Origin of the sequence: Succinispira mobilis DSM 6222, assembly GCF_000384135.1 — a bacterium.
GTDB lineage: Bacteria > Bacillota > Negativicutes > Acidaminococcales > Succinispiraceae > Succinispira > Succinispira mobilis.
Genome location: NZ_KB913028.1, coordinates 1,502,849 through 1,526,607, shown reverse-complemented (window position 1 = coordinate 1,526,607; position 23,759 = coordinate 1,502,849). Strand labels below are relative to the sequence as shown.

Below are 23,759 nucleotides of genomic sequence, written 5' to 3'. Positions count from 1 at the left end.
ATCACCATTTTTATTTCTTTGCAATGACTAGAATAGAATTTTGTGAAAAGCATAATAATTAGATTTAATTAAGTCATGTATATGATGTGTGTAATCATATCCAAAGCATAAAGGTGAACGGTAAGATGTAGTAGGGTGAAATAATAATGAAGCGTGAAATCGACAAATATGATTTTAAGGCTTTCGGTCAAGCCATAAAAGCAGCAAGAAAAGCAAAAGGAATATCGAGGAATCAGTTAGCAGACCAAATGCACATTGCCCCTCGGTATATTGCGTCCATTGAAAATAGTGGACAGCATCCCAGCCTGCAAATCTTTTATGAACTTGTCACTCTTTTAGATGTGTCGGTAGACCAGTTCTTTTTTCCAAATAATGAAACGGACAAATCTACGCAGCGCAGACAGCTTGAAAGCCTGCTTGATGATATAAGCGATAATGGATTGCGGATAGTTACTGCCACAGCAAAAGAGGTTAAGGAAGTCGAAACAGAGGACGAATGAATGTCCCAAGCACAACAGAATATGGAATAAGAAACGTTGCAGCCGATACGGGTTTGCAGCGTTTTTCTTTTATACTTACTAGGAAAACTTATTTTCTCGTTGTTATTGATATCTGAGCTGAAGTAAAGTGGCAAGCAGGGCAAGGTGGTACACACCTTGCGATTTTGCTCAAAATTTCCTATCGGAATTTTCGGCAAAATGCTTGTTGGGGAGTATCCCCAATCCCCATTTGAACACACAATAAATTGTGTGGCTACGCCTCCTGCGGAGGCTCAAAAAACACAGGTCAGCTCATCGCTGTTCCTGCTTTTTTTCTTTCTCTTTCAAGAGGTCATCATATCCTAAAAGTCGGTCAACATTCGCCTTTGCGGTCTGGATTTCCTGCATGGATTTTTTAACAGTCACATACTCGGCATACGCTTTTTTCTTAGCGGAAAGCAGCTCTGCATATTCCGCTTGGAGGGTCTTGACGGTGGGGAGTTTTTTCATCTGCAATTCATCAAAAGCTGCCTTTGCCGACTTGTGTAAAAGCAAATGGGCAGTGTGTTCCTCATAAAACATTTTTGAATATCCTGCCTTGCGGTAGGCGGTATAAGTATCACGAGTTTTTGCGTAATTAATAATGTGGGTTTTCAGCACAGCAATCTCGCCCATACGCTTCTCAGCAGCTTTGATTTTGGCAGAAAGCTTATTAAATGTAAAGGTTGTGGTTTGGGCTTTTTGCTCTAAGTCCTCATAAGCAAGGAGATTGTTTTCTGATAAAAAGTTGATGGTCTGTGCCATCTGCTTGAGGTTAAAAACCTTTGCCCATCGCTCGTAGCTCTCTCCTTTTCCTGCCTGTAATTTTGCCTGTATATCCACAAGCAGATTAACACGCTGCACAGGTTTTTGTGTTGGTTTTCTTTTGGAGGTAAGCGGCTTAATTCCTTTGATGGTTTGTAGTGGTATACTAAATTTGTAACACCCTGTTCGGATAATATGATAAAATAAATTTATTATCCAAGGAGGACTGAGCAATGTCAGTACGTTACAACGATGACTTCAAAAGAGAAGTTGTAAGAGCCTATATGTCAGGCAATAAATCAACAGTAGAATTAGCTGCTGAATATAATGTTGCCAAAAGCACCATTACAGAATGGTCTAAAAAATATGGTGAAGAATGCCAATACAAACATACCACTCAAAAAACAAGTGAAAGTGATTCTGCAAGTGAAATTCGAAAACTCAACCAGATGCTCAAGGAAAAAGATAAAGAGATTGAGTTCTTAAAAAAAGCAGCGGCATTCTTCGCAAAGGAAATCGATTAGTGGTATATCGTTTCATTGACAACAATAAAGAATATTTTGGTTTAAGGTGGCTGTGTCGCAGATTTGGCATTAGTCCTAATGGTTATTATAATTATCTTAAAGATACTAAAGTTGAATATCACGAGCAGCGCGAGACCATCTATGAAAGGATTAAGTATATTTATTACAATAATAATAGAACTGTAGGGCACAGAGCTATGCGTGTATTTTTATCACGTTATGGAATTCATTTAAGTAAAACTACGGTACATAAATATATGAATAAAACACTTAATTTAGCTGCTATCATCATGCGTAAAAAGCCAGGATATACTTCTGGCAAAAAACACAAGGTATTTAATAATCTATTAAACCAAAACTTCACTGTTGATTATAAAAACAAGGTGTGGTGCACCGACTTTACCTATATGCGTCAGCCTAACGGCAGGTTCAGATATAACTGCACCATTATCGATTTATTTGATAGATCAGCTATTGCGTCAGTCAATAGTGATTATATAAACACAGATCTTGCAAAAGATACATTAAAGGCAGCTTTAAAACAAGAGAAATATCCAAAAAATTTAATATTACATTCGGATCAGGGTCAGCAGTTTGCCTCATGGGAGTTCGTTATGTTTTGTAGAGAACAAGGTATAACACAGAGTATGAGTAAAGCTGGATGCCCATATGACAATGCACCGATGGAAAGATTCTATAATACTTTTAAAAGTTGTTTCTACTATAGATTTACTTTTGAAAGTGTAGAAATGCTAGATAAAATGACAAAAGAATATATTAACTGGTACAATTATGTAAGACCCCATTCTTACAATGATTATTTAACACCAATGGAAGCTCGATTTGCATAGATATTTACCGAACGAAGTGTTACAAAAAAGCTTGACCAGTACACCCTTTGCTGGTAGAGTTATTTGCGGTTCTTGCGATCAAGTTTTTGGCAGGAAGGTATGGAACTCTACTGATGAAAGGCTTAGAAGAATTATCTGGCGATGCAATGGCAAGTATCCATCAAAAGGTAAAAGGGGTTGTGAGAGCAAGCATTTTGACGATGGGGTTTTGTATCAGGCATTTGTAAATGTGTTCAATATGATGGTCGAAAACAAGGATTATTTTATCGACAAATGGAAAAGAATGCGGGAAAGTGATAGTTCGCTTCAACGCTACAAAGCAAAGCAGTTTGCAAAAATCATAGCGGAGAGAGGACGGATCAAAGAATTTGATGTTGAACTGTACTTTGCGCTGACGGAAAAAGTAGTAGTTCATGGTGAAGGCAGATTGATGGTGGTTTTGCTTGACGGCACAGAAGTCGAGTGTACATTTGAATAGAAGCAAAATTAGGCCGGCTGGGGTTATCACCTTGGCCGGCTTTTGCTGTTATTTGCACATGCATAATGAAAATCATTATGATTTTTCTCATTATGCATCAGATAATTTGCTACTCAGAAAAAAAGTGAGAAACCCAAAATATATGGGATTCTCACGGTGGTTTTACTTAAAGTATCAATGGCATGCTAAGTTTCTAGCGCTTTAACGCGATTTCTATTTCAGATTTTCTTTGAAGAAGGATGTGAGCTTGGCAAAGGGAATTAAATCTACCCGGTCGTACAGATCCACATGACCTGCGCCCGGAACAATGTAGAGTTCCTTCGGTTCGGCTGCCAGCTTATAGGCGTCTTCGCTAAACTCTCGGGAATGAGCGTTCTCGCCCGCGATAAAAAGCATGGGGCGAGGAGAAATGGTTTCGATGTCATTGAAAGGGTAAAAATTCATGAATTTAACATTGCTGGTAAACGTCGGGTGCGTCGTCAGCTTTGGTGATGAGCCTTTAGAAGTGAATTCGCCCCTTGGAGTGCGATAGAAATCATAAAATTCACGCTGAATGGGGTGGGTGTTCTCATTCAACTCATGCGTTGTCCCACTGGTGTACTTGGTTTCACCGCCAGTGAATTCTACGTAGCGTTGCTCTGCTGCTTCCGCGATGATTTGCTTTCGCTGCTCAATGCTAAGTGAGTGGTGCAAAGCGTTGCGGTTGGCGGCACCCATATCGTACATGCTGACTGTGGCGATGGCTTTCATGCGCGGATCGATCTTGGCGGCGCTGATAGCAAAGCTCCCGCTGCCACAAATTCCGATAACACCTATCCGTTCCCTGTCAACAAACGGGCGGGTACCCAGAAAATCCACCGCAGCACTGAAATCTTCGGCATAGATATCCGGCGAAACAGCGTTGCGAGGCAGCCCCTCACTCTCTCCCCAGAAAGACAAATCTAAGGACAAAGTAACGAAGCCCTGTTCAGCCATTTTCGTGGCATATAGATTGGCGCTTTGTTCTTTTACCGCGCCCATAGGATGCCCGACAATGATCGCGGGATTTTTGGCGTTCTGATTAAAATCTTTGGGAATAAAAAGATTCCCTACAACTTTCATATTATATTGGTTTTTAAATGTAACCCTTTGCATGGTTACATTGTCGCTCTTATAAAAGTTGTCTGCTCCATTGGACATGTCTGCCGCGGATGCAACGCCAACGCCGGCTACCGACAAGAGCACACCTAACGCTAGCGTCTTTAATAAATGAAGGCTTCGAGTAATAATAGACGTTTTCATAATTAACCCCTTCCTTTTCTTTTAGATCCTATGCTTTTGAAACACAGACTGCGTTATTGTTATATATTTTCTTTCTTGTTTTCAAGAGAGTTTGTGTTTCGTTATTATGGTACAACCTGGTGTTAACACCAAGTCAATAGGGGCCGTGAAATTTTCTTTAAAAAAAAACGTTTGACCTAGTCTTAACTCCAAGTGATACACTGCTTAGGTGTATCAGCCGAAAGAAGGCGATACTATTTATCAAATGCATAGAATTCGTTGAGATAAGGAGATGTATCAGTTGAAGAAACGAAATAATTTGATCATATTTATTTTAACTGTAGGAGTTTTTGGTATCCTAAATACTGAAATGGGAATAATTGGGATTTTGCCGTTTGTGGCGGAGAAGTTTCAAGTCAGTATATCACAGGCTGGTTTGCTCGTAAGTTTGTTTGCTTTGGTTGTTGCAATATCCGGCCCTACAATGCCTCTTTTGTTTTCTGGGATTGATCGTAAAAAAGTGATGTTGTTGGTGCTTGGAATTTTTACTGCAGGAAATATTGTCGCTATCTTTGCGCCTAATTTCGTAATTGCCCTGCTGGCGCGAGTGATCCCGGCTTTTTTTCATCCGATTTATTGTTCACTGGCCTTTTCAGTAGCGGCTGCCTCAGTTAAACCAGAGGAGTCTCCCAAAGCTGTGGCAAAAGTATTCATTGGCGTGTCAGCCGGAATGGTTATTGGCGTACCCGTGAGCAATTTCATTGCCGCTGCGGTTTCTCTTGAGATGTCTATGGCGTTTTTTGCCCTTGTCACTGCTCTGGCATTGCTGGCGACCTTTTTCTGGGTACCCTCTATGCCGGTAGAAAGGCGGCTGTCTTATGGGGAACAGGTAAGTGTGCTGAAAAAATCACTAACATGGATATCCCTTATCGCAGTGCTCCTTATGAATGGCGCCGTGTTTGGCGTGTTTAGCTATCTGGCAAAATATTTAGAATCGGTTACGCACTTTTCCTGGAATACAATTAGTTTGGTTCTATTTGTGTATGGAATGGCCAATATTCTCGGCAGTATGCTTGCCGGGCGCTTGCTTACTAAGAATGCAAACAAAACGGTAGCCGCTTTTCCGTTTTTCTTGGGAGCGCTTTATATGCTTCTATTTCTAGTAGGTGAATTTGCTATGCCTGCGGCGCTGCTTATTTTTATTTGGGGCGTTTTAGGAGGAATCGGGGCTAATATTAACCAGTATTGGGTTTCCACAGCTGCGCCGGAAGCGCCGGATTTTGCCAACGGGTTGTTTCTAACTTCCGCTAATTTAGGGGTGACGCTGGGTGCTACGGTATGTGGTTATTTCATATCCGAAATTGGCATGGAATTCGTTATGCTTGGAGGCGTGGTTTTTTCCGCGCTAAGCAGCGTCTTTATTTTTATGCGTCTCTGTCGTTCCCAAAGGGACGAAAAAATGACGACTGAGGAAGCGGGCGAAAAAAGCTTAGCGTAATGATTTGGCATTTTTTCAAAAAACAATAATGATTATGGAAAGACTTATGGTGAAAGATGGTTAAAAAAATGACGTTGATTTTATTACTGATTATCGCGGTTCTACTTCTTGGCACCGCTCTGTATCTTCAGCATCCTAAGTTTGGTTCTTTACCCGATGGAGCTAGATTGGAGAAGCTGGAAAGCTCGCCGCATTATTCAAATGGGAAATTTCAAAACCTAGTTCCTACTACGGTGGTTGTCAACGAACGAAATTTACTTTCATTATGGTGGGATTTCCTTTTTGCTAAAAAAGAGCGGCTAACGCCGAGCGAATCTATTCCTGCAGTAAAAACGGATTTAAAGACATTGGATATCTCCAAGGATGTGGTAATATGGCTTGGCCATTCTTCATACTACATGCAGCTTGGCGGGAAAAGAATATTGATCGATCCTGTATTCAGCGCGTATGCATCGCCTGTTTCGTTCGCCAATAAGGCCTTTGCAGGAACCAACCTCTATACGGCTCAAGATATGCCGGAAATCGATTGCTTGGTTGTTTCCCACGACCACTGGGATCATTTGGATTATTCTTCGATTATTGCGCTAAAATCTAAGATTAATCATGTGGTTTGTGGGTTAGGCGTGGGGAATTACTTTGCACAATGGGGATTTGAGGAAAAACGTATACATGAAGCAGATTGGTACGAACAAGTACCATTGGAAGACAACCTGCTTGTGCATGTCTTGCCGGCTCGCCACTATTCCGGACGAATGTTAAGCAAAGATAAGACATTGTGGATAGGGGCGGCTTTTGTGACGCGAGAGCGTCGAGTGTTTTTTAGTGGCGACAGCGGCTATGGACCTCATTTTAAGGAGATAGGGGAGGAGTTTCGCGGGTTCGATCTTGCGATTTTAGATGCGGGACAGTATGACCCTAACTGGTCATTAATTCATATGACGCCAGAAGAAGCGGCTCAAGCTGCTGGAGAATTGCAAACACATTCGTTATTACTAGGGCATATAGGCAAGTTTGCTATTGCAAATCACCCGTGGGATGAACCGTTTCAGCGTATTGTTTCGGCAAGTCAGAACAAAACGTATCAACTTCTTACACCCCTCATCGGAGAGATTGTCGAATTGGCAAATTCACAAAAAGTCTTTTCGCGATGGTGGGAACAGGTTGAGTAAGAAGGCTTGGAATAGAGAGGGCTTGGTGTGTAAATCTCTGCATTTTGGCGGATAATAGACGATGTGTTTTGCGTAGCTTATACGAACTTGTTGCATTTTATTTGTTTTTTCTTCAAAAGAACTTGACCTGGTGTTAACTCTAGGTGTTAGACTAATTTTGAAGTGCTGTTGCGTAAATTTTATAAGTGGCACAGCGATGTATTCGCTTTACCTTGACTACATCAAACTGCTGTAAGCCAGAAATTGAATGTACATTTAAAAAATCAAAAATGAAAGGGGTACTAATATGAAAAAGAAAACAATTTTTACGACAAGCTTAAAAATGCTTGCAACTATGACTTTGGGACTGGTATTGTCTATGAACGGTGTTGATGCTGCGGTTGCATCGGACAAACATTCAGCAACCGATAATTTGATTGATGGGAGGACTTTCCCGCCTAGCGATAAAGTAATAATTGAAAAAGTCTCTTATAAAAACAGATATGGTATTACCGTTGCTGCAGATTTATATGTACCGAAGAATCTTGATAAAACCCAAAAACATGCAGCGCTGGTTATCGGTACGCCATATGGCGGTGTAAAGGAGCAGGGTGCTGGTATTTATGCGCAGACAATGGCTGAAAGAGGCTTTATCGCAATTGCATTTGACGAATCTTATAACGGCGAAAGTAGCGGAGAACCTAAACATATTTCTTCGCCAGACATATTTACAGAAGACTTTAGTGCAGGTGTAGATTTTTTAGGAACGCTTCCCTATGTAGACCGAGAAAAAATTGGTGCGATCGGCATTTGTGGAAGCGGTGGGTTTGCGCTTACCGCAGCACAGGTGGATCATCGAATTAAGGCAGTTGCTACCGCGAGCATGTATGATATGAGCCGTGTGATACGCAACGGTTGGAAAGACAGTATGACACCAGAACAACGAAATAAACTTCTGGATCAACTGGGTGAGCAGCGTTGGAAGGATGTGGACAATGGCGCACCCCAGTTAGCGCCGCAGTTCCCAGCGGAAATACCTGAGAAATCCGTAGATCCTATTACGGATGAGTTTTTTGAATACTATGTAGCGCCACGCGGACACCATCCAAATTCAATAGGCGCATTTACGATTACGAGTAGTATGGCGTTTATGAACTTCCCGGAGATGAACTATCTTGATACGATTTCGCCGCGGCCGATTTTGTTCATTATGGGTGAAAACGCGCACTCTCGCTACTTTACAGAAGACGCCTATAAACAGGCGGCTGAGCCAAAGGAATTATACATCGTTAAAGGGGCGAGACATATTGATTTGTATGATCGGAAAGATATGATTCCCTTTGACAAGTTAACTGAGTTTTTTTCAAGTATTTAAATTTATAAGGAGTGAATCAGATGCTTATCTCGGAAGTAAGTGAAAAATACGGGTTAACGCATGATACACTGCGTTATTACGAACGAATCGGCCTTATTCCTCCGGTTAAACGCAGGCCTAATGGAATTCGCGAATATGATGACTACAGCTGTGGATGGATTGAATTTATTCACTGCATGCGAAAAGCCGGTATGCCGGTAGAAACTCTTGTTGAGTATGTTCAACTTTATCAACAGGGGCCAGCTACCAAAGATGCTAGGAAGGAACTTTTGCTGGATGAGTATCGTCGATTGGACGAACGCATTGTGGAATTGCAGGCCGTTAAAGAACGTTTGCTGTGCAAAATTGACAATTACGATCATCTTGAGGAATCTGTAGAAATTATGGATAAAGATAATAAGAAATGAGACTTGTTGAAGCTGGAGGAGTATAAGTGAAAATAAAAGGGTTAAATAGATTCCTCCTGTTGTTGCTATCGGTTCTTTTGGCGTTCCTACTAGCTGCTTGTGGCTTTACCAAGAATTCAGGGGTAACAGCCGTAAACAATTCAGTTGCTGAAAATTCGGAATCGCCAACGTCAAATTCTAAACCACTTACAGAAAGTAACCATAGCAAACAAACCGGCAATGTTGAAAGTGAGAAAATGATAAACGCAAAGATTACGGTTGGTGACAAGGTGTTCCCTGTGAAGCTTTATAATAACGAAACAACAAGAGCTTTGATTGTGAAGTTGCCGATGACTGTTAGTATGACTGAACTGAATGGCCGGGAGAAATATTATCATTTATCGGAGAATTTGCCTGTCAAATCGACAGAGACGCCTGCAACCATTCATGCGGGAGAGATCATGTGTTGGTCATCTAATAGCCTGGTACTATTTTATAATACGTTTTCCAATTCAAATGGTGGATACGTCAGACTTGGTTATATAGAAGACATTTCCGGGTTGAAAGAGGTCCTGGGAAAGGGAGATGTACAGGTTACATTTGAAATCAGCAATTGATTAGCGAGTGTACCTTAAGTCCTGATTACAAAAACCATGACAGGAGACGAATAGAATGAAAAATATACTAATTATATCCACCAGCCCGCGCAAAGGGGGGAATTCTGAAATATTAGCTGATGAGTTCAAGCGAGGCGCTCTTGAAAGCGGGCATAGCGTAGAAGAAATCTGTCTGTATGACCAAAATATTGGCTTTTGCAAAGGTTGTCTTGCTTGTCAGACTACTAAGAAGTGCGTAATAGACGACGATGCAAATGCAATTGGCGAAAAAATGCTTCATGCCGACACGATAGTCTTCGCAACACCAATATATTTTTATGAAATGTGTGGGCAGATGAAAACCTTGCTGGATCGTTCTAATCCTCTTTTTCCTCAGAAGTATGCTTTTCGCGACATTTATTTGCTGGCAGCATCAGCTGATGTAGATCCGGCTTCTATGGATGGTGCAGTAAAGGGCTTGCAAGGATGGATCGATTGCTTTGATCTGACAAATTTGGCAGGGGTTGTGCGCGGAGTTGGAGCAACTAAGCCGGGAGATATCTGTAATTCGCCGTCGATCTTGAAAGAAGCTTATCAAATGGGAAAAAACGTTTGATTAATTACTGTTTGCCTACAAGTTCCCGAAAAAATGTGATTTGTAAAGGAGAAACACTTGTGTCCAGCAAAGTATATTTCGCAAATTTGAGAGCAAGAACAGATAAAAGCAATAAAATCAGCAAAATTAGGAACCTGTTTGACCGCGCCGGTTTCAGTGAGCTGATTCAACCGGATGGTCTTACGGCTGTAAAGTTGACCTTTGGTGAACGCGGCAGTGATGGCTTTATTAGTCCTGTTTTTGTGCGCCAGGTTGTTGACAAAATAAAAGAACGGGGAGCCAAGCCTTTTTTGACCGACACCAACACTCTCTATTCGGGAAGTCGGCATAATGCGGTCGAACATCTGCTGACTGCATTGGAACATGGCTTTGATTATACGGTCACCGGGGCGCCCATTATCATAGCTGATGGATTACGCAGCGAAAATATTGCTGAGGTGCAAATAGGTAAAAAACACTTTGATAAGGTGAAACTGGCTAAAGACATTGTCAGTGCCGACAGCGCAATCGTATTGTCTCACTTTAAGGCGCATGAGATGGCGGGCTTCGGCGGAGCAATAAAAAACCTTGCTATGGGTGGAGCACCGGCAACTGGAAAAAAAGAGCAGCATGCTCTCAAGATTATGGTTGATCAAGAAAAATGCGTTGGCTGTAATAAATGCAGCGCGGTGTGTCCTGAACAGGCGATTACTGTGAGTGATAAGAAAGCAAGTGTCGCTGAAGATAAATGCATTGGCTGCGGCGAATGCCTGACCGTTTGTCCTGTAAAGGCCACAGGGATGGACTGGGCAACAGACTTAACGGCATTTCTTGAGCGCATGACTGAATATGGGTATGGATTTGCCAAGGCTCATGAAAAGCGGATTGGCTATATCAACTTTCTGTTAAACATTACTCCTGATTGTGATTGTGTGCCCTGGAGCGACGCACCGATCGTTCCCGATATCGGCTTTTTAGCTTCCACTGATCCTGTGGCCATTGATCCAGCGAGCTACGATCTGGTAAACCAGCAACTTGGCTTTTCAAATTCTTTTCTGTCATGTAATTGCGAAGCTGGTGCGGATAAATTCCACGGTTTGCGCGCCCACGTCGACGGAACCATACAACTCAAATACGGAGAAGAGATTGGCATGGGCAGTCGTGATTATGAATTAGTCGTCTTGTAGTTGTTGCGATAATAACGGACATGATTTTTTCTACAGAAGACATTGCAATTTCATCCAAAACAAGAAGGGGAGAGATTCAAAATGAGTGATTTAAGTAATAGTGTAATTTTCCCCAAAGGCAACAAAATGCCGGAGCCATACTATAAATACTTTGCCGGGCAAGCATATCTTGAGATGCTTGTACCAGGCGATAAGGAATTTAACTGTCCGATTGGCAATGTTACGTTTGAGCCGGGCTGCCGGAATAACTGGCACAAGCATCCAGGCGGTCAGATTCTCTTAGTTACAGGTGGCAGGGGCTGGTATCAGGAAGAGGGGAAAATAGCTCGCGAAATTAATGCAGGCGATGTAGTAAAGATCCCGGCAAATGTGAAACATTGGCACGGTGCTGCGAGAGATAGCTGGCTTGTACACCTTTCCGTTGAAACCAATAGCCAGGCGGGTCCGGCAGAATGGTTAGAACCTGTCACCGATGAAGAGTACTATAAGCTTAATGATAAAATTTAACAGATGAAGTGTAATTAAATTCAATTTGTAGGTATTTTGATGAAGACTAGTATATTAAGTGTTAACAATAACAAAAAATCCTGTAAGCTAATTGAATAGAAGTAAAAAATAGGCCGGTTGAGGTGAATTTAGCATCTTGACCGGCCTGTTGCTATGGTATTTTCCTATTATTAACCTCCTTGACAAGCATCGTTTTTTGAGTGATGAATGCTTGTCAGGAGGGGATAAGCATGACAAATGGCCAAAGGCAAAAGATTAAAATGCTGCGGTACCAAGGTGTTGGGTATGGAAAAATAGCAAAGGCTACAGGGCTATCAAGAGATTCGGTTAGGAATTATTGTATTAGAGAAGGCTTAAATGGCTATGCATCAGAGTTGGTGACGGAATACCGCGAAGTATTGAAAGCGGAAATGCTTTTTGTTGTTTGCCTTAATTGCGGCATGAAGCTTGAACAAAATAGTTGCGGGCGGAAGAGAAAATACTGTTCATTGAATTGTAAAAGAGAATGGGAAAAGGACCACCGAAAAGCACATGTTCTTAACTGTGAATATTGCGGGAATGAATTCAAAGCATTAGGGGTCAATTGGCGCAAGTTCTGTAGCCCAGAATGTTATCGCAGGCATCGCTTTTGGCGAGAAGAAGACGCCGCAGAAGTTGCCCAGAAAATTTTACAATTTAAAAAGGTAAATCATTTACCGGTGTGGCTTAAAGCTTTATTGCTATCTGATGCTAAAGAGTGAGTGGGTATCTTTATTTTGGAAAAGCGTGGAAACGTGCTATGGAGGGTATGCGCGAATTGATTTAAGACCGTATGTATTCAGTAAAACAGGCTGTTTTCGGCAATGAAGCGGCACAGCACATAAATGTAGGTCTTGGGATTTTACCCCCTTTTACCCCCTAGCGTATATCGAGTAATAGTTATGCCGTTTTGTATCATGTTTCCGCCAACGCACACGTCGAGTGTGTGGCGTTGATAGAGCGTAAGTAGCCAGTAATCATAAGGGTTTGAGGATTTACAAATAATTTCAATATGTGTTTTATGTTCCCCCGGACTTCGGTTCGGGGGATTTTTTGCATGTTATGGGGGTAAAATTTGTATTTGATTTTAACTTTTTTACGAAAGTAAGGCGGATTTGCGAAAAGGTATGGAAGATTATAAACATTGTAATTTTGCTGAATTGAGTTAGTTGCGAAAGAGACTTATTAAAATGTTTATATTGAAGAATGGTATAAAGTTGCGAAGAAATTTCTAAAATAGAAGATAATTAATGCACTTTGACCTTCAAAAGCTTACAGAGGATCATTAGCATGCAAAATATGTTAAGGGGGTATAATTGGACACCTTAAATGGTACAATAAAATAAGTACGAAGTGTTTATTAAAAAAGTCAGGCAAAGTCCGAAATTTTGATAAACAGAGCAATTGCGCCATGAATTGGCAGTTTATATTTATTTGGTTAATATTAGCAGAATTCATAGATTACTTAATTATCTAACGCCAGCTGACCTTATGAAAATTGTCAGGATAAGTATTGACAATAATATGCTTATTGGTATATGATATTAACAAAGAATAATTACTAATATTATCGCGGATTAAAAAAACAGGCAACCCAATCAACTCAACTATGTGCGCATGCGGGAGCAAAGAAACACCCGTAAATATATTAAGAGGAGAATGATTATGAAAAGTTTTACTACGTTAGACTTACAATATGCACACAGGTTTTATGGGTTCAAAGGTGAAGCACAATATTTGCATGGACATACGGGAATATTGACTATTGAAGTTGAAGATACTGTCAACATGGGGGTCAATATGGTCTTCCCATGTAATGAAATTCAGAAAACCGCTTGGGAAGTATTACAAAACTTTGACCACGCACTGGTTTTAAGGGAAGACGATCCTTTGCTTCCAGCAATTCTGGGCGTTTACGAAGCACAAGGCATTAGGAATGGTGCACCAACCAATAAGCAAAAGGGTCCAGCTTTCAAAACGGAACTGGCAACGGCTTATCCGGAATGTCGGTTAGTTGTTACGAAAGAAACAATGACCGTTGAAGGCATGATTAAAATAGTTTACGATTTACTGAAAGATAAACTAAATATAGTTAAAATTACGTTTACAAGCGGAGTAAATGGCTCTACAGAAGAATATGAGCCCCAAAAGGATTTAATAGACCGTTGCCCATTATGCGGCATTGCATTAAACGAAAATGGTGTCTGCCCTAAATGCGGATACAAGAAATAGTCTGATTTGATAGTTCAAACTCCAATTTTGGTTTGCTTAAACTGAAACAAAAGAGACACTCTACGCATATTTGGCATAGAGTGTCTCTTAATTTATTCAGATTTATTCTTTCACATCCGGGGTCGCTCCGGATTTAAATTCCTCTACCCACAAGGTGAGGGTATCAAACATTTACACGAAGGTCCAGTTTCGCAACATAATCACTTTTAGATAGATACATACTTGAGTTGAACAATATATCACGTGGCAGCCTAATCAACATTTTGCGAAAAATGTGAAAAAGCCTAATAATTTCACGTCGAGTGCGTAGCGTTGATAGAAAGAAAATAGCCTTAAACCAAGCGGCTCAAGACTTTTTGAAAAATTGGATATATGTGTTTATATTCGCCTAGACGTGATGTTTAGGCGAATTTTTATTTATGGGATGTCAAACGATTATATGAAAATATAATTTTGCGCGGAATTAAGTTGACAAAAAAGGAACGTCCCAAAGTGTTTCACACCCATTTTAGCTTTTGGCACTCCTTTTTTATATGAGCGATTTATTCTCCGTTCCCCATTTAGACATAAGGTCGAGTATTGGAAGTAAAGATTTCCCTTTTTCTGTTAAAGAGTATTCGACTTTTGGCGGAATTTGATGGTATTCTTCCCTATGAATCAGCTTTTTTGCCTCCAGTTCTTTTAACTCTTGACTTAACATCTTATGAGTAATAGGTGGTAAACATCTCTTTAACTCACCATATCTTAAAATCCCATTTTCGGACAGTTTATAAATTATAAGCCACCGCCATTTCCCCCCCCACAACAGCTAGAGTATAGATGATTGGACATTCGCTATCGAGAGACCAAGTTGCCATTATTACTCCCCTTTTGTATAGTATATTACATTAAAGTGCATACTTTATTTTTAAAGCTAATGGTATATAATTTAAATGACAAAGTCAATAAAAAATGGAGGTATGCATATGTATATAATTGCTATAAACGGAAGCCCAAGAAAAAACGGAAATACCGCAACTCTATTAAATAAAGCTCTGGAAGGGGCAGCTTCTCAAGGGGCGACTACAGAACTAATTAATCTGTATGACCTCAACTTCAAAGGCTGTGTGAGCTGTTTCGCCTGTAAGCTAAAAGGCGGGAAAAGCTACGGTAAGTGCGCTTATAAGGATGACTTAACCCCCGTGTTGGAAAAAATCGAGAGTGCTGATGCCGTTATTCTTGGCTCACCTATCTACTTTGGTGAGGTTACTGGTGAGATGAGGTCATTCATTGAAAGATTAATTTTTCAGTATCTCGTATATGATAAAAACTACTCCTCGCTTAATGAGAAGAAAAAACCGATAGGCTTGATTTACACAGGGAATGTACCAGAAAGCATGATAAAAGAGGTAGAGTATGACCGAATTCTATCTCGATATGAAAATTTATTCGAGAAATTTATGGGGCCAACAGAATCTCTATTTGTTACTGATACATATCAGTTTAGTGATTATTCTAAGTACGTTGCAACGGCCTTCGACGAATCGGCGAAGGCCAAAAGACGGCAAGAGGAATTTCCCAAGGACTGTGAAAAAGCCTTTGAAATGGGAATTAGATTTGTAAGTAATACGCTCGAATAAGTTTGATAAAATCGGTAAGCGAATAGTTTTGTGATGTATACAGCTCGCATGAATTTAAAATAAATTTATTCAGTGCTTTTTCAGTGTCAAAAAGGAACGGAATTGAAATCCAAATAGACGAGTAATCAGTAATACATTTTACCCGCAGCTTTTTTATTGAATTGCGGGTTTTCTGTTTGTAAACATTATATTGTTGCTTGAAACCAAATGGTTTATAATTTTTCTATTAAGGCATGGAGGGACTATTATGAAAAACTCCGACATGATACGACTGCTATGTGAACAAATGAATATCAGTGTCTCCGAATTGGCTAGACGATTAGGTCAGTCGCCGCAGAACTTCGGGAAGAAGCTGAAGCGTGAAACGATAACATTAGAAGAGCTTAAGTCCGTATCAGATGTGATGGATGTTAAGTTTGAACAGACTTTCATTTTGCCGGATGGCAAAGAAATAAAAACAGGAAATGAGTAAAGGCGGTGGACTACTATGATGATCAGCCCGGAAGGATACTTTGAAGAGTATCTCAAAGGAAAAACGAATGAGCAGATTATGACCGCTATACTTGGTCTTAAACAAGAAATAGGTTAAGCAAATTTGATATTTAGAAAGAATAGTTACTTGTAGCATCAAAGGAGCTGAACTCAAAATGATAAAAATAATTGATAATCAAGAACTCAAATTGGAATATAAAAAAGGATTCGGGGCGTGGACATATCACCTTAGAATTCCTGGCACAGCTAATATTGAAGGTAAATGGGGTTTTCTAAAGGTATCTGGGACCATTGATGGTTATGAAATAGAAAGCATTAATTTGGCTCCAAGGAAAAATGAAGACAAGATAATCTCGATCAATAAAAAAATCAGAGATGCAATAGGTAAAAGCGGTGGAGATACAGTTCATGTGACTTTATTTTTGCACGATTAAAATACTTGAAACATCTGGCGAAAGAGATAAAGACATAGTGCTTCCATGGTAAAGGGATGTCCTAAAAGATAAGAAACCAACTTAGACAAAAAACACAGAATATATTGGAAGAAGCAACAGTAGACATGTCAAAAATAATAGATCTGCATCCCGGAAATACTGTTGGTTTACCCCCCTGCATTTAGGGGGTAAACCTTACCGCAAAACTCCAATTTCGCGAATTGGTATCGACCGTTTTTGCTACCGCATGTGGAGGCTGTAGCACAACTTGTCAGAGTTTGAAAAATAAAAAACTGAGATTAACTGAATATAATAATTAAGCAAATAGAATTTAAACTAGGTTAAGAGCAAAAATCTTAGCCTAGTTTTTACTTTTATACATAGAAAAATAAAAACTGATAGGTTATACTAAAGGCAAATGTTTTTTTGCAATAGGGCAAAACTAGAAAGGCGAATGCTAGGGGAATACAAATTCATTGATATTTATAATGAGAAGGTTGGTGTACGATGGTTATTATTAAAGTTCAAGATAAAACCTAATGCTTATTATAATTACTGAGTTTTGCTCTTTACAAAATATCACACAAAGTATGAGCAAAGCAGGGTATCCTTATGATAATGCACAATGGAAAGTTTTTATGGGACGTTCAAAGCAGACTTCACAAATCATCATAGTTTTGAGAGTGATGAGGCTTTAAATGAGGCAACTTACAATTATATTTGCGTGCATTATAATCATGTTAGACCGCATTCATAAAATGGATACTTGATACCGTTTGAATAAAGATTTAGTTAGAGTTAAAAGTATCAGTGTTTGTGTTACAATTTGGCTTGACCATATCAAATGCTTTTCCAAAACGTCACGCACTGCGTGACCAATTGAGTTGGACACATTATAGAATGCTTTTAAAGGTCGAAAATGATGCAGCTCGAATGTTTTATTTAGATGAATGTGCAAAATCAAATTGGAGTACAAGACAACTTGAGCGACAAATAAACAGCTTTTATTATCAGAGGTTGTTATCTAGCCAAGACAAAGATAGCGTACGAAATGAAATTCAAACATTGGAAAAAGGAATTGATGCCAAAGATATTATTCGAGATCCATATGTACTTGAATTTTTAGGATTAGATCAAACACCTAATCTTTATGAAAAAGATATTGAGCAAGGTTTAATTGATCATTTGCAAAAATTCTTATTGGAGCTTGGACGTGGATTTTCATTCGTGTCTAGGCAACAACACATTACATTTGATGGAGAACATTATTATATTGACCTCGTTTTTTACAATTATATTTTGAAATGCTTTGTCATTATTGATTTAAAAATCGGTAAGCTGACTGAAATGGTATAATAAAATTGTAACAGCAACGCTGATATTTATGATAAAATAATTCATAAGAAAGTGAGGCTATTACAATGACAGGAATAAAAAAACTTACAAACCAGAATTCAAGAAAAAAATGGTGAAATTAGTCCTTAGAAAAAACAATTAATATTAGTAATCTAACAGTTCATAAATACAAGAAGAAACTAAGCCTTCATTCTATTGTAGTACGCAAAAAACCAAAATATAAAAAAGGTGATTGTTATAAAAAATTTGACAACCTAGGGATACTTAAAACCGTTTGAAAAAAGATTTAGTTAAAGTTAAAAATATCAGTGCTTGCGTCACAATTTGGCTTGACTATCTCAGCGCTTGTCCTCCTGAGGATGTAGGAGGCATTGGCGGATATGAAGAATTTCTTGAAGCTTGGAATAATCCTAGACACCCTGAGCATGATTCGGTGCGCGAGTGGGGCGAAGGAATGAATTACCAGCCGTTTAATATTGCTCATACGAATGAGTTGATGAAGGATTGTCTTAAACTAAAGAAAGTTTGACGTAAGTGTTCAATTGGCAATGATATCCGCAACGACAGGATATTTCAAGGTACTGTTAAGGCAATAATACAAAGTTTACAATTACCAACATGCGGTATTGATTGATAACTTTCGACACATGTTGAGGCAGTAGCACAGCTTGTCAGAGTCGGAAAATAAAAAATGAGACTAAATGAATATAAAAATTAAAAAATAGGTATTTAAACTAGGTTAAGAGCAAAAATCTTAGCCTAGTTTTTAATTTTATACATAGAAAAATAAAAACTGATAGGTTATACTAAAGTCAAAAGTTTTTTGACAAAGGGATAGTAAATTATATTTTGATCATATTTTTATATTTAACAAATATGTTTTTTAATGGTTTTTAAGTAGTTAATATGATTTGTTAAATTTTTTTGCCAGTTTATTGACTTGTATAATTTTATATAAAATTTGAAAGAGGTTGGAATTATGAATTTTGATGATCCAAAAGATGAATACTTAAAATTAATTTATCAAGCTATGAAAAATGTTCCTAACGAATATTTTGAAATTAAAACATCAGGGAATACTAGTTCAAAAAAAAGAGAACGTGTATATTGCTATGAATTGTATCATCAAATGCGATTATTGCAGGAAAAAAAGTTCTGGGATGAAAGTTATTCTATAAATGCAGAAATAGATAAAAGTGGTCACAAAAAAATTCGTGAAAATTTTAACCCAGATATAATTATTCACAAGCAAGGCAAAATGAATAATAATATAGTTATTGAAGTAAAAACGATTAATATTCGAAGTAATAAACAAGGAATTATTAAAGATTTTGAGACATTGAAATGTATGCTAGCTTGCTATGATTATAAATACGGGGTATTTATTTTAACTGGAAAAAATATGAAGTGGTTTAAAAATACAATACTTGATGAATTGGATTATGGTAAATTAGATGCATATGCTGATAATATTTATATTTTCACACAAGAACAAATTAACTCTCAAATAGATATAGTAACGCTAAAAAAGCTTAAAAGTTAGCTCTATGAAAAATGATATTTCTTTTGGAAAGATAAAATTCACATGTTAGATTAAGTTATTCATGAATCTTGTTCTGACACAATAAAGTTGTAATACTAACACAAAAATAATAAAATTTATTAGTAAGTAGCTAAGTAATAGAATAAGAATGAGGTGGTTTGAAGTGGCTTTTGACCTAAATAACCCCAGAATATTTGACCCGTTAAGCGATGAAATTTCACAATTGCCTTCAGAAAAAGGCATATACATGATAATTGCCAAAAATGCAGCTTAGCATACAACATTTGTTTATTAATGCCGAGGTTCCGATGTTTAAAGGATATCCTGTCTTATACATAGGAATTTCAGAAAGCCAAGGTTTGAGAGCTCGAGATTATAAAAACCATTTTACAGGCACGGCAAGAAAGTCAACATTACGTAAAAGCTTGGGGGCTCTACATGAATGGCGAGATATGAGGGTATATTTTCGAGATAGAAAATACAAATTTAATGCTATATGTGAGGAAAAACTATCATCTTGGATGAAAGATAATCTGATGATTTTTTATTGGTTAGTAGATGAAAATATTGGTGAAATAGAAAATAAGCTTATCAATGAATTTAGTCCGCCTCTTAATCTTGCAAAGAACAGATCACCTATAAATAGAACCTTTCGAGCGGAGTTAAAAAAACTAAGAAGGTAGAAAAAAAGTTTACCATGATATAAAAAATAACTTAGTAAGCATGATAGTAATAAATCATATTTGCAAATGGTATTGCGGCTGTTTGCTTTGAGATGGAGCACGCATATTGTACACCTAACGATAATAAAATTTAGTAGAGCTGGAGTTGATAAATAAAAATGAAAACTATTCAAGTAGTTGCTGCAATAATTATTAAAGACAATAAAATTCTTTGTACCCAGCGAAATGTTAATAAACTTAGTTATATATCATGCAAATTCGAGTTTCCTGGTGGTAAAGTAGAAGCGGGAGAATCAGAAGAAGAGGCTTTAACTCGTGAAATACAGGAAGAGCTAGACATGGAAATTCAGCCGTTTGAAAAATATATAACAGTTGATCACACTTATCCAGACTTTAGAATAATCATGCACTGTTATAAATGTCTTACGACAAGTAAGTCTCTTAATCTAAAAGAACATCTTTCTTACCAATGGCTGACAGCACCAGAACTTGAGAATCTAGATTGGGCAGCAGCTGATATTCCTATTGTAAATAAGCTCGTTGAGGAGTATTGCTAATGGATATTGTTTCCAATTTAAGAGAATCTCTGGAAACCGGTTTTATTGTGCATAGCCACGAATCGCTTTATGACTATCAGCCTCAGTTGGTGGTAAATAAGAAAAATGAGAATAAAAAAATTCTTGGGATAATTCTACAAGAACTAAAACGTTGCAAGTCTTTTAACTTTTCGGTGGCATTTTTAACTATGAGCGGATTTGCAGTGTTGGTAAATACCTTAGAATATCTAAAAGCTAAGGGGATTAAAGGGCAGGTTTTGGTGTCACAATATCAGAATTTTACGCATCCTGATGCATTAAACAAACTTATGGCCTTTGAAAATGTTGTGCTCAAGATTGTTACTAAAGGAGATTTTCATGCTAAGGGATATATTTTTGAACACAAGGACCATTACAGTTTAATCATTGGTAGTAGTAATCTAACGGCTAGCGCTCTAACATCAAACAAGGAATGGAACCTTAGGGTTGCCGCTATGCGGAAGGCTAAAATTGTTTTAGATACCCTTTATGAGTTTGACAAAGAGTTTGAATCAGCGACAGCGGTAACCCCGGAATATATAAAATCTTATCAGAGTATTTATAAAGCACAAAAACAATTTGCGGCAACTCAAAGAAAAAGTCTCGAAGCAATATCAGCGAAGAGCATAATTCCCAACGAGATGCAAAATAATGCCCTTGATAATCTAACATCGCTTAGAAAAGAGGGAAAAGACAAAGCGCTGTTAATATCGGCTACTGGTACAGGAAAAACGTACTTATCGGCATTTGACGTAGCTGCGGTTAACCCTAAGCGATTGTTGTTTCTGGTTCATAGAGCTAATATTGCACATAAGGCGCTAGAGAGTTATTTGAAAATTATGCCTGAGAAGTCTATGGGGATATTTAGCGGTGCCCATAAAGAAATTGAAAAAGATTATGTATTTTCAACAGTCCAAACTATTAGTCGTGATGAAAACCTATTTGCCATTGCTGCGGAGCATTTTGATTATATTGTTATAGATGAAACCCATCGTGCTGGCGCTATCACTTATCAGAAGATTTTAAAGCACTTAAAGCCTAAGTTTTTACTGGGAATGACGGCTACGCCTGAGCGTACTGATGGTTTTGATATTTTCAAACAGTTTGATTACAATATTGCTTATGAAATTCGCCTTCACAGGGCCTTGGATGAGGAAATGCTTTGCCCGTTTCACTATTTTGGGGTGACTGACGTTGTTGTTGACAATGCGGTTGTTGGTGAGGATGCCGCTTTTTTAAAGCTCGTGTCCGAGGAACGAATCAATCATATTATTGAACGTTCGCAGTGGTATGGCTGCGACAATGGGGATATCCGTGGTCTTGTTTTTTGCAATTCTAATAATGTAAGCCGTGAGCTTTCTAAGGCCTTTAATGAAAGAGGGTTTAAGAGTGTAGCATTGTCTGGTGAGAGCAGTGAGTCAGAAAGAGAAAAAGCTATTGAGCTTCTGGAATCTGATGACCCGGCTATAAAATTAGACTATATTTTTAGTGTAGACATTTTTAATGAGGGCATTGATATTCCGAAGGTTAACCAAATCATAATGCTTCGGCCGACCCAGTCGGCAATTGTGTTTGTTCAACAGTTGGGGCGTGGGTTGCGTAAGACCAACGGCAAGAGTTACCTTACCGTAATTGATTTTATAGGCAATTATAATAACAATTACCTAGTTCCAATTGCCCTTTATGGAGATTCTAGCTACAACAAAGATAATCTGCGAAAACTCATTGCTGGTGAAAGTGACGGTATTCCTGGTTCTTCCACTGTTAATTTTGAGCGAATTGCAAAGGAACGTATTTATGCTGCCATTGACCAGGCGAAGATGAATTTAAAAAGAGACTTAATTAGCGATTACGATTTGCTTAAGTATAAATTGGGTAAAATTCCTATGATGATGGACTTTTTGAAACATGGCTCTCGCGATGCTTTTCTTTATGTTGAGGCTAGTCGCTCTTATTTTAACTTTGTAGAGGAGCGAGAAGCTGTTTTTCCAGGAACATTATCTGCACAAGAAAAGCTACTATTAGGATATATAAGCCGTGATCTTACTAATGGTAAGCGTATAGAGGAAGTAGTGTGTTTACAGCTATTGTTAGATTCTGGCAATATACAGTTAGATGATTTTAAGGCTGCTATTTACAAAAAATATGGCTACTTACCATCTGATAAGACTATCCAGAGTGCTCTTCAAAATATCAATTTCCGTTTTGTAACAGAAAATAGCGTAAAGGAAGGAAAAGCTAATAAGAGTAGGAAGATTAGCGTTGGGGATAAATATGGTTTTAATCTCGTAATGGAAGATGGACAATCTATTGTTTGGCATCCCTTCACTACTAAATTGCTGGCAAATGATATTTTTGTGCGCTTTACAAAGGATGTTCTGGAATATGCACGAGCAACCTATGAGAATGGTTATGACCTTAATCGCTATATAGGCGGTTTTATGTTATACAGAAAGTATTCTCGCAAAGATGTTTTTCGCATCTTAAACTGGGAGGAAAATCCTGTAGCTCAAAATGTTGGTGGCTATATAGTTAGCCCGGACAAAACTAATTGCCCGATTTTTGTCAATTATAATAAGGCAGAGGATATATCAGATACTACTAAATATGAGGATGCTTTTATCAGTAATGTTCATTTTACATGGTTTTCCAAGTCCAAACGCACGATATCTAGCCCAGATGTTCAGTCCATATTGAAACATAAGGAGAATAATATGCGCATACCGCTCTTTATTAAAAAGAGTAACGATGAAGGCTTAGATTTTTATTACCTGGGTGATTTGGCGGTAATAGAAGGGCGTGTATCTGAAGAACGTATGCCGACGAGCGACGGCAAGAGCGTATCGGTAGTGAAGATGCAAATGCAATTGTCTGTTCCAGTTGCGCCAGCTTTATATGTGTATATCACTGGGGAGTCGTAGCAACTATTGCAAATAATATTTTTGCGCAAACATTGGGTTATGAACAATAAATAACGATGTAAAAGCTGGACTAAGAATCAAAAGTTCTAATCCAGCTTTAGCTTTCTGCAGTTATAAAAAGCGTCAGGCGTGGGCGAGATAGTGTCAATTATAAAAAATATTTGACCTAGTGTTAACTCTAGGTGTTAGAATAAAAGG

At 38.4% G+C, this 23,759-nt stretch carries 24 protein-coding genes and 2 pseudogenes; 23 read left to right on the top strand and 3 right to left on the bottom strand.

The genetic code is table 11. The features are described from left to right. The first annotated feature begins 146 nt into the window (after positions 1 to 146). Complete coding sequence (locus tag SUCMO_RS0107250; RefSeq protein ID WP_019879978.1) at positions 147 to 500, top strand: helix-turn-helix transcriptional regulator; 354 nt, start codon at positions 147 to 149, stop codon at positions 498 to 500. A gap of 291 nt (positions 501 to 791) precedes the next feature. Here SUCMO_RS0107250 and SUCMO_RS10555 read toward each other — a convergent pair. Further along, positions 792 to 1,433 (bottom strand): annotated as a pseudogene (locus SUCMO_RS10555) (hypothetical protein); the annotation flags it as partial. 83 nt (positions 1,434 to 1,516) lie between these two features. On the opposite strand from SUCMO_RS10555, the gene SUCMO_RS11300 reads away from it, so the two are divergent. Together SUCMO_RS11300 and SUCMO_RS10550 are read left to right on the top strand one after the other, a co-directional pair. Further along, a protein-coding gene (locus SUCMO_RS11300; RefSeq protein WP_156819268.1) for an IS3 family transposase occupies positions 1,517 to 2,658 on the top strand; the annotation gives its coding sequence in 2 pieces (ribosomal slippage) (positions 1,517 to 1,765 and positions 1,768 to 2,658; 1,140 coding nt in all). Positions 2,659 to 2,674: 16 nt separating this feature from the next. Then, complete coding sequence (locus SUCMO_RS10550) at positions 2,675 to 3,136, top strand: recombinase zinc ribbon domain-containing protein (RefSeq protein ID WP_211209234.1); 462 nt, start codon at positions 2,675 to 2,677, stop codon at positions 3,134 to 3,136. Positions 3,137 to 3,349: 213 nt separating this feature from the next. Here the strand turns inward: SUCMO_RS10550 and SUCMO_RS0107225 are convergent, their stop codons facing one another. Continuing rightward, positions 3,350 to 4,417, bottom strand: coding sequence for an alpha/beta hydrolase (locus tag SUCMO_RS0107225; protein WP_019879972.1), 1,068 nt, complete (start codon positions 4,415 to 4,417; stop codon positions 3,350 to 3,352). Between the two features lie 280 nt (positions 4,418 to 4,697). Here SUCMO_RS0107225 and SUCMO_RS0107220 point away from each other — a divergent pair, with 280 nt between their 5' ends. From SUCMO_RS0107220 to SUCMO_RS0107170, 10 genes are all read left to right on the top strand, one after another. Beyond that, positions 4,698 to 5,894 (top strand): MFS transporter, encoded by a 1,197-nt coding sequence (locus SUCMO_RS0107220; RefSeq protein WP_019879971.1) that lies wholly within the window; start codon positions 4,698 to 4,700, stop codon positions 5,892 to 5,894. 68 nt (positions 5,895 to 5,962) lie between these two features. After that, entirely contained in the window at positions 5,963 to 7,063 is a 1,101-nt protein-coding gene (locus tag SUCMO_RS0107215; RefSeq protein WP_033297373.1) for an MBL fold metallo-hydrolase, read from the top strand. Positions 7,064 to 7,349: 286 nt separating this feature from the next. After that, complete coding sequence (locus SUCMO_RS0107210) at positions 7,350 to 8,417, top strand: alpha/beta hydrolase (protein ID WP_019879967.1); 1,068 nt, start codon at positions 7,350 to 7,352, stop codon at positions 8,415 to 8,417. Positions 8,418 to 8,437: 20 nt separating this feature from the next. Further along, entirely contained in the window at positions 8,438 to 8,824 is a 387-nt protein-coding gene (locus SUCMO_RS0107205) for a MerR family transcriptional regulator (RefSeq protein ID WP_019879966.1), read from the top strand. A 26-nt stretch (positions 8,825 to 8,850) separates the two neighbouring features. After that, positions 8,851 to 9,420: a cyclophilin-like fold protein gene (locus tag SUCMO_RS0107200; protein WP_019879965.1), complete on the top strand. Its 570-nt coding sequence runs from the start codon at positions 8,851 to 8,853 to the stop codon at positions 9,418 to 9,420. Positions 9,421 to 9,475: 55 nt separating this feature from the next. Continuing rightward, entirely contained in the window at positions 9,476 to 10,015 is a 540-nt protein-coding gene (locus tag SUCMO_RS0107195) for a flavodoxin family protein (RefSeq protein WP_019879964.1), read from the top strand. A gap of 59 nt (positions 10,016 to 10,074) precedes the next feature. Then, positions 10,075 to 11,181 carry a DUF362 domain-containing protein gene (locus tag SUCMO_RS0107190; RefSeq protein WP_019879963.1) on the top strand — a complete coding sequence of 369 codons (1,107 nt, stop codon included), beginning with the start codon at positions 10,075 to 10,077 and terminating at the stop codon, positions 11,179 to 11,181. Between the two features lie 81 nt (positions 11,182 to 11,262). After that, positions 11,263 to 11,688, top strand: coding sequence for a cupin domain-containing protein (locus tag SUCMO_RS0107185; RefSeq protein ID WP_019879961.1), 426 nt, complete (start codon positions 11,263 to 11,265; stop codon positions 11,686 to 11,688). 230 nt (positions 11,689 to 11,918) lie between these two features. Continuing rightward, positions 11,919 to 12,428 carry a hypothetical protein gene (locus SUCMO_RS0107180; RefSeq protein ID WP_019879959.1) on the top strand — a complete coding sequence of 170 codons (510 nt, stop codon included), beginning with the start codon at positions 11,919 to 11,921 and terminating at the stop codon, positions 12,426 to 12,428. A gap of 943 nt (positions 12,429 to 13,371) precedes the next feature. Continuing rightward, positions 13,372 to 13,938, top strand: a complete 567-nt coding sequence (locus SUCMO_RS0107170) for a 6-carboxytetrahydropterin synthase (RefSeq protein ID WP_019879957.1) — start codon at positions 13,372 to 13,374, stop codon at positions 13,936 to 13,938. A 529-nt stretch (positions 13,939 to 14,467) separates the two neighbouring features. On the opposite strand, the gene SUCMO_RS10545 is transcribed toward SUCMO_RS0107170, so the two are convergent. Further along, the gene (locus SUCMO_RS10545) at positions 14,468 to 14,743 is read right to left on the bottom strand and encodes a winged helix-turn-helix transcriptional regulator (RefSeq protein WP_245539351.1); all 276 of its coding nucleotides are present in this window, start codon (positions 14,741 to 14,743) and stop codon (positions 14,468 to 14,470) included. A gap of 160 nt (positions 14,744 to 14,903) precedes the next feature. Between SUCMO_RS10545 and SUCMO_RS0107160 the strand changes: the two genes are divergently transcribed. The 10 genes and pseudogenes from SUCMO_RS0107160 (at position 14,904) to SUCMO_RS0107110 (ending at position 23,561) form a co-directional block, all read left to right on the top strand. Next, a complete protein-coding gene (locus SUCMO_RS0107160; RefSeq protein ID WP_019879954.1) occupies positions 14,904 to 15,557 on the top strand; it encodes a flavodoxin family protein in 654 nt (217 codons plus the stop codon). A 247-nt stretch (positions 15,558 to 15,804) separates the two neighbouring features. Next, positions 15,805 to 16,029, top strand: a complete 225-nt coding sequence (locus SUCMO_RS0107155; RefSeq protein WP_019879953.1) for a helix-turn-helix domain-containing protein — start codon at positions 15,805 to 15,807, stop codon at positions 16,027 to 16,029. Between the two features lie 175 nt (positions 16,030 to 16,204). Next, positions 16,205 to 16,483 carry a DUF1905 domain-containing protein gene (locus SUCMO_RS0107145; protein WP_019879951.1) on the top strand — a complete coding sequence of 93 codons (279 nt, stop codon included), beginning with the start codon at positions 16,205 to 16,207 and terminating at the stop codon, positions 16,481 to 16,483. Positions 16,484 to 17,108: 625 nt separating this feature from the next. Further along, positions 17,109 to 17,240 carry an integrase core domain-containing protein gene (locus SUCMO_RS11765; RefSeq protein ID WP_083938722.1) on the top strand — a complete coding sequence of 44 codons (132 nt, stop codon included), beginning with the start codon at positions 17,109 to 17,111 and terminating at the stop codon, positions 17,238 to 17,240. A 92-nt stretch (positions 17,241 to 17,332) separates the two neighbouring features. Next, positions 17,333 to 17,827 (top strand): annotated as a pseudogene (locus SUCMO_RS0107140) (PDDEXK nuclease domain-containing protein); the annotation flags it as partial. A 286-nt stretch (positions 17,828 to 18,113) separates the two neighbouring features. Beyond that, complete coding sequence (locus tag SUCMO_RS0107135) at positions 18,114 to 18,368, top strand: IS1096 element passenger TnpR family protein (RefSeq protein WP_019879948.1); 255 nt, start codon at positions 18,114 to 18,116, stop codon at positions 18,366 to 18,368. Between the two features lie 450 nt (positions 18,369 to 18,818). Continuing rightward, positions 18,819 to 19,382 carry a hypothetical protein gene (locus SUCMO_RS0107130; RefSeq protein ID WP_019879947.1) on the top strand — a complete coding sequence of 188 codons (564 nt, stop codon included), beginning with the start codon at positions 18,819 to 18,821 and terminating at the stop codon, positions 19,380 to 19,382. A gap of 263 nt (positions 19,383 to 19,645) precedes the next feature. Further along, complete coding sequence (locus SUCMO_RS0107120; RefSeq protein ID WP_028953938.1) at positions 19,646 to 20,065, top strand: GIY-YIG nuclease family protein; 420 nt, start codon at positions 19,646 to 19,648, stop codon at positions 20,063 to 20,065. Between the two features lie 158 nt (positions 20,066 to 20,223). Then, complete coding sequence (locus SUCMO_RS0107115) at positions 20,224 to 20,622, top strand: (deoxy)nucleoside triphosphate pyrophosphohydrolase (RefSeq protein WP_019879944.1); 399 nt, start codon at positions 20,224 to 20,226, stop codon at positions 20,620 to 20,622. Beyond that, entirely contained in the window at positions 20,622 to 23,561 is a 2,940-nt protein-coding gene (locus tag SUCMO_RS0107110) for a DEAD/DEAH box helicase (protein ID WP_019879942.1), read from the top strand. The genes SUCMO_RS0107115 and SUCMO_RS0107110 overlap by 1 nt, the downstream gene beginning before the upstream one ends. Positions 23,562 to 23,759: the final 198 nt, after the last annotated feature.

What these genes read in the sequence shown, in the direction of transcription:
- SUCMO_RS0107210 (WP_019879967.1), top strand. Translation starts at nt 7,350, where the DNA reads ATGAAAAAGAAAACAATTTTTACGACAAGCTTAAAAATGCTTGCAACT.
- SUCMO_RS0107130 (WP_019879947.1), top strand. Translation starts at nt 18,819, where the DNA reads ATGAATTTTGATGATCCAAAAGATGAATACTTAAAATTAATTTATCAA.
- SUCMO_RS0107250 (WP_019879978.1), top strand. Translation starts at nt 147, where the DNA reads ATGAAGCGTGAAATCGACAAATATGATTTTAAGGCTTTCGGTCAAGCC.
- SUCMO_RS0107160 (WP_019879954.1), top strand. Translation starts at nt 14,904, where the DNA reads ATGTATATAATTGCTATAAACGGAAGCCCAAGAAAAAACGGAAATACC.
- SUCMO_RS0107180 (WP_019879959.1), top strand. Translation starts at nt 11,919, where the DNA reads ATGACAAATGGCCAAAGGCAAAAGATTAAAATGCTGCGGTACCAAGGT.
- SUCMO_RS0107185 (WP_019879961.1), top strand. Translation starts at nt 11,263, where the DNA reads ATGAGTGATTTAAGTAATAGTGTAATTTTCCCCAAAGGCAACAAAATG.
- SUCMO_RS0107195 (WP_019879964.1), top strand. Translation starts at nt 9,476, where the DNA reads ATGAAAAATATACTAATTATATCCACCAGCCCGCGCAAAGGGGGGAAT.
- SUCMO_RS0107145 (WP_019879951.1), top strand. Translation starts at nt 16,205, where the DNA reads ATGATAAAAATAATTGATAATCAAGAACTCAAATTGGAATATAAAAAA.
- SUCMO_RS0107170 (WP_019879957.1), top strand. Translation starts at nt 13,372, where the DNA reads ATGAAAAGTTTTACTACGTTAGACTTACAATATGCACACAGGTTTTAT.
- SUCMO_RS11765 (WP_083938722.1), top strand. Translation starts at nt 17,109, where the DNA reads ATGGAAAGTTTTTATGGGACGTTCAAAGCAGACTTCACAAATCATCAT.
- SUCMO_RS0107215 (WP_033297373.1), top strand. Translation starts at nt 5,963, where the DNA reads ATGACGTTGATTTTATTACTGATTATCGCGGTTCTACTTCTTGGCACC.
- SUCMO_RS0107120 (WP_028953938.1), top strand. Translation starts at nt 19,646, where the DNA reads ATGCAGCTTAGCATACAACATTTGTTTATTAATGCCGAGGTTCCGATG.
- SUCMO_RS0107225 (WP_019879972.1), bottom strand. Translation starts at nt 4,417, where the DNA reads ATGAAAACGTCTATTATTACTCGAAGCCTTCATTTATTAAAGACGCTA.
- SUCMO_RS0107205 (WP_019879966.1), top strand. Translation starts at nt 8,438, where the DNA reads ATGCTTATCTCGGAAGTAAGTGAAAAATACGGGTTAACGCATGATACA.
- SUCMO_RS0107155 (WP_019879953.1), top strand. Translation starts at nt 15,805, where the DNA reads ATGAAAAACTCCGACATGATACGACTGCTATGTGAACAAATGAATATC.
- SUCMO_RS0107115 (WP_019879944.1), top strand. Translation starts at nt 20,224, where the DNA reads ATGAAAACTATTCAAGTAGTTGCTGCAATAATTATTAAAGACAATAAA.
- SUCMO_RS0107110 (WP_019879942.1), top strand. Translation starts at nt 20,622, where the DNA reads ATGGATATTGTTTCCAATTTAAGAGAATCTCTGGAAACCGGTTTTATT.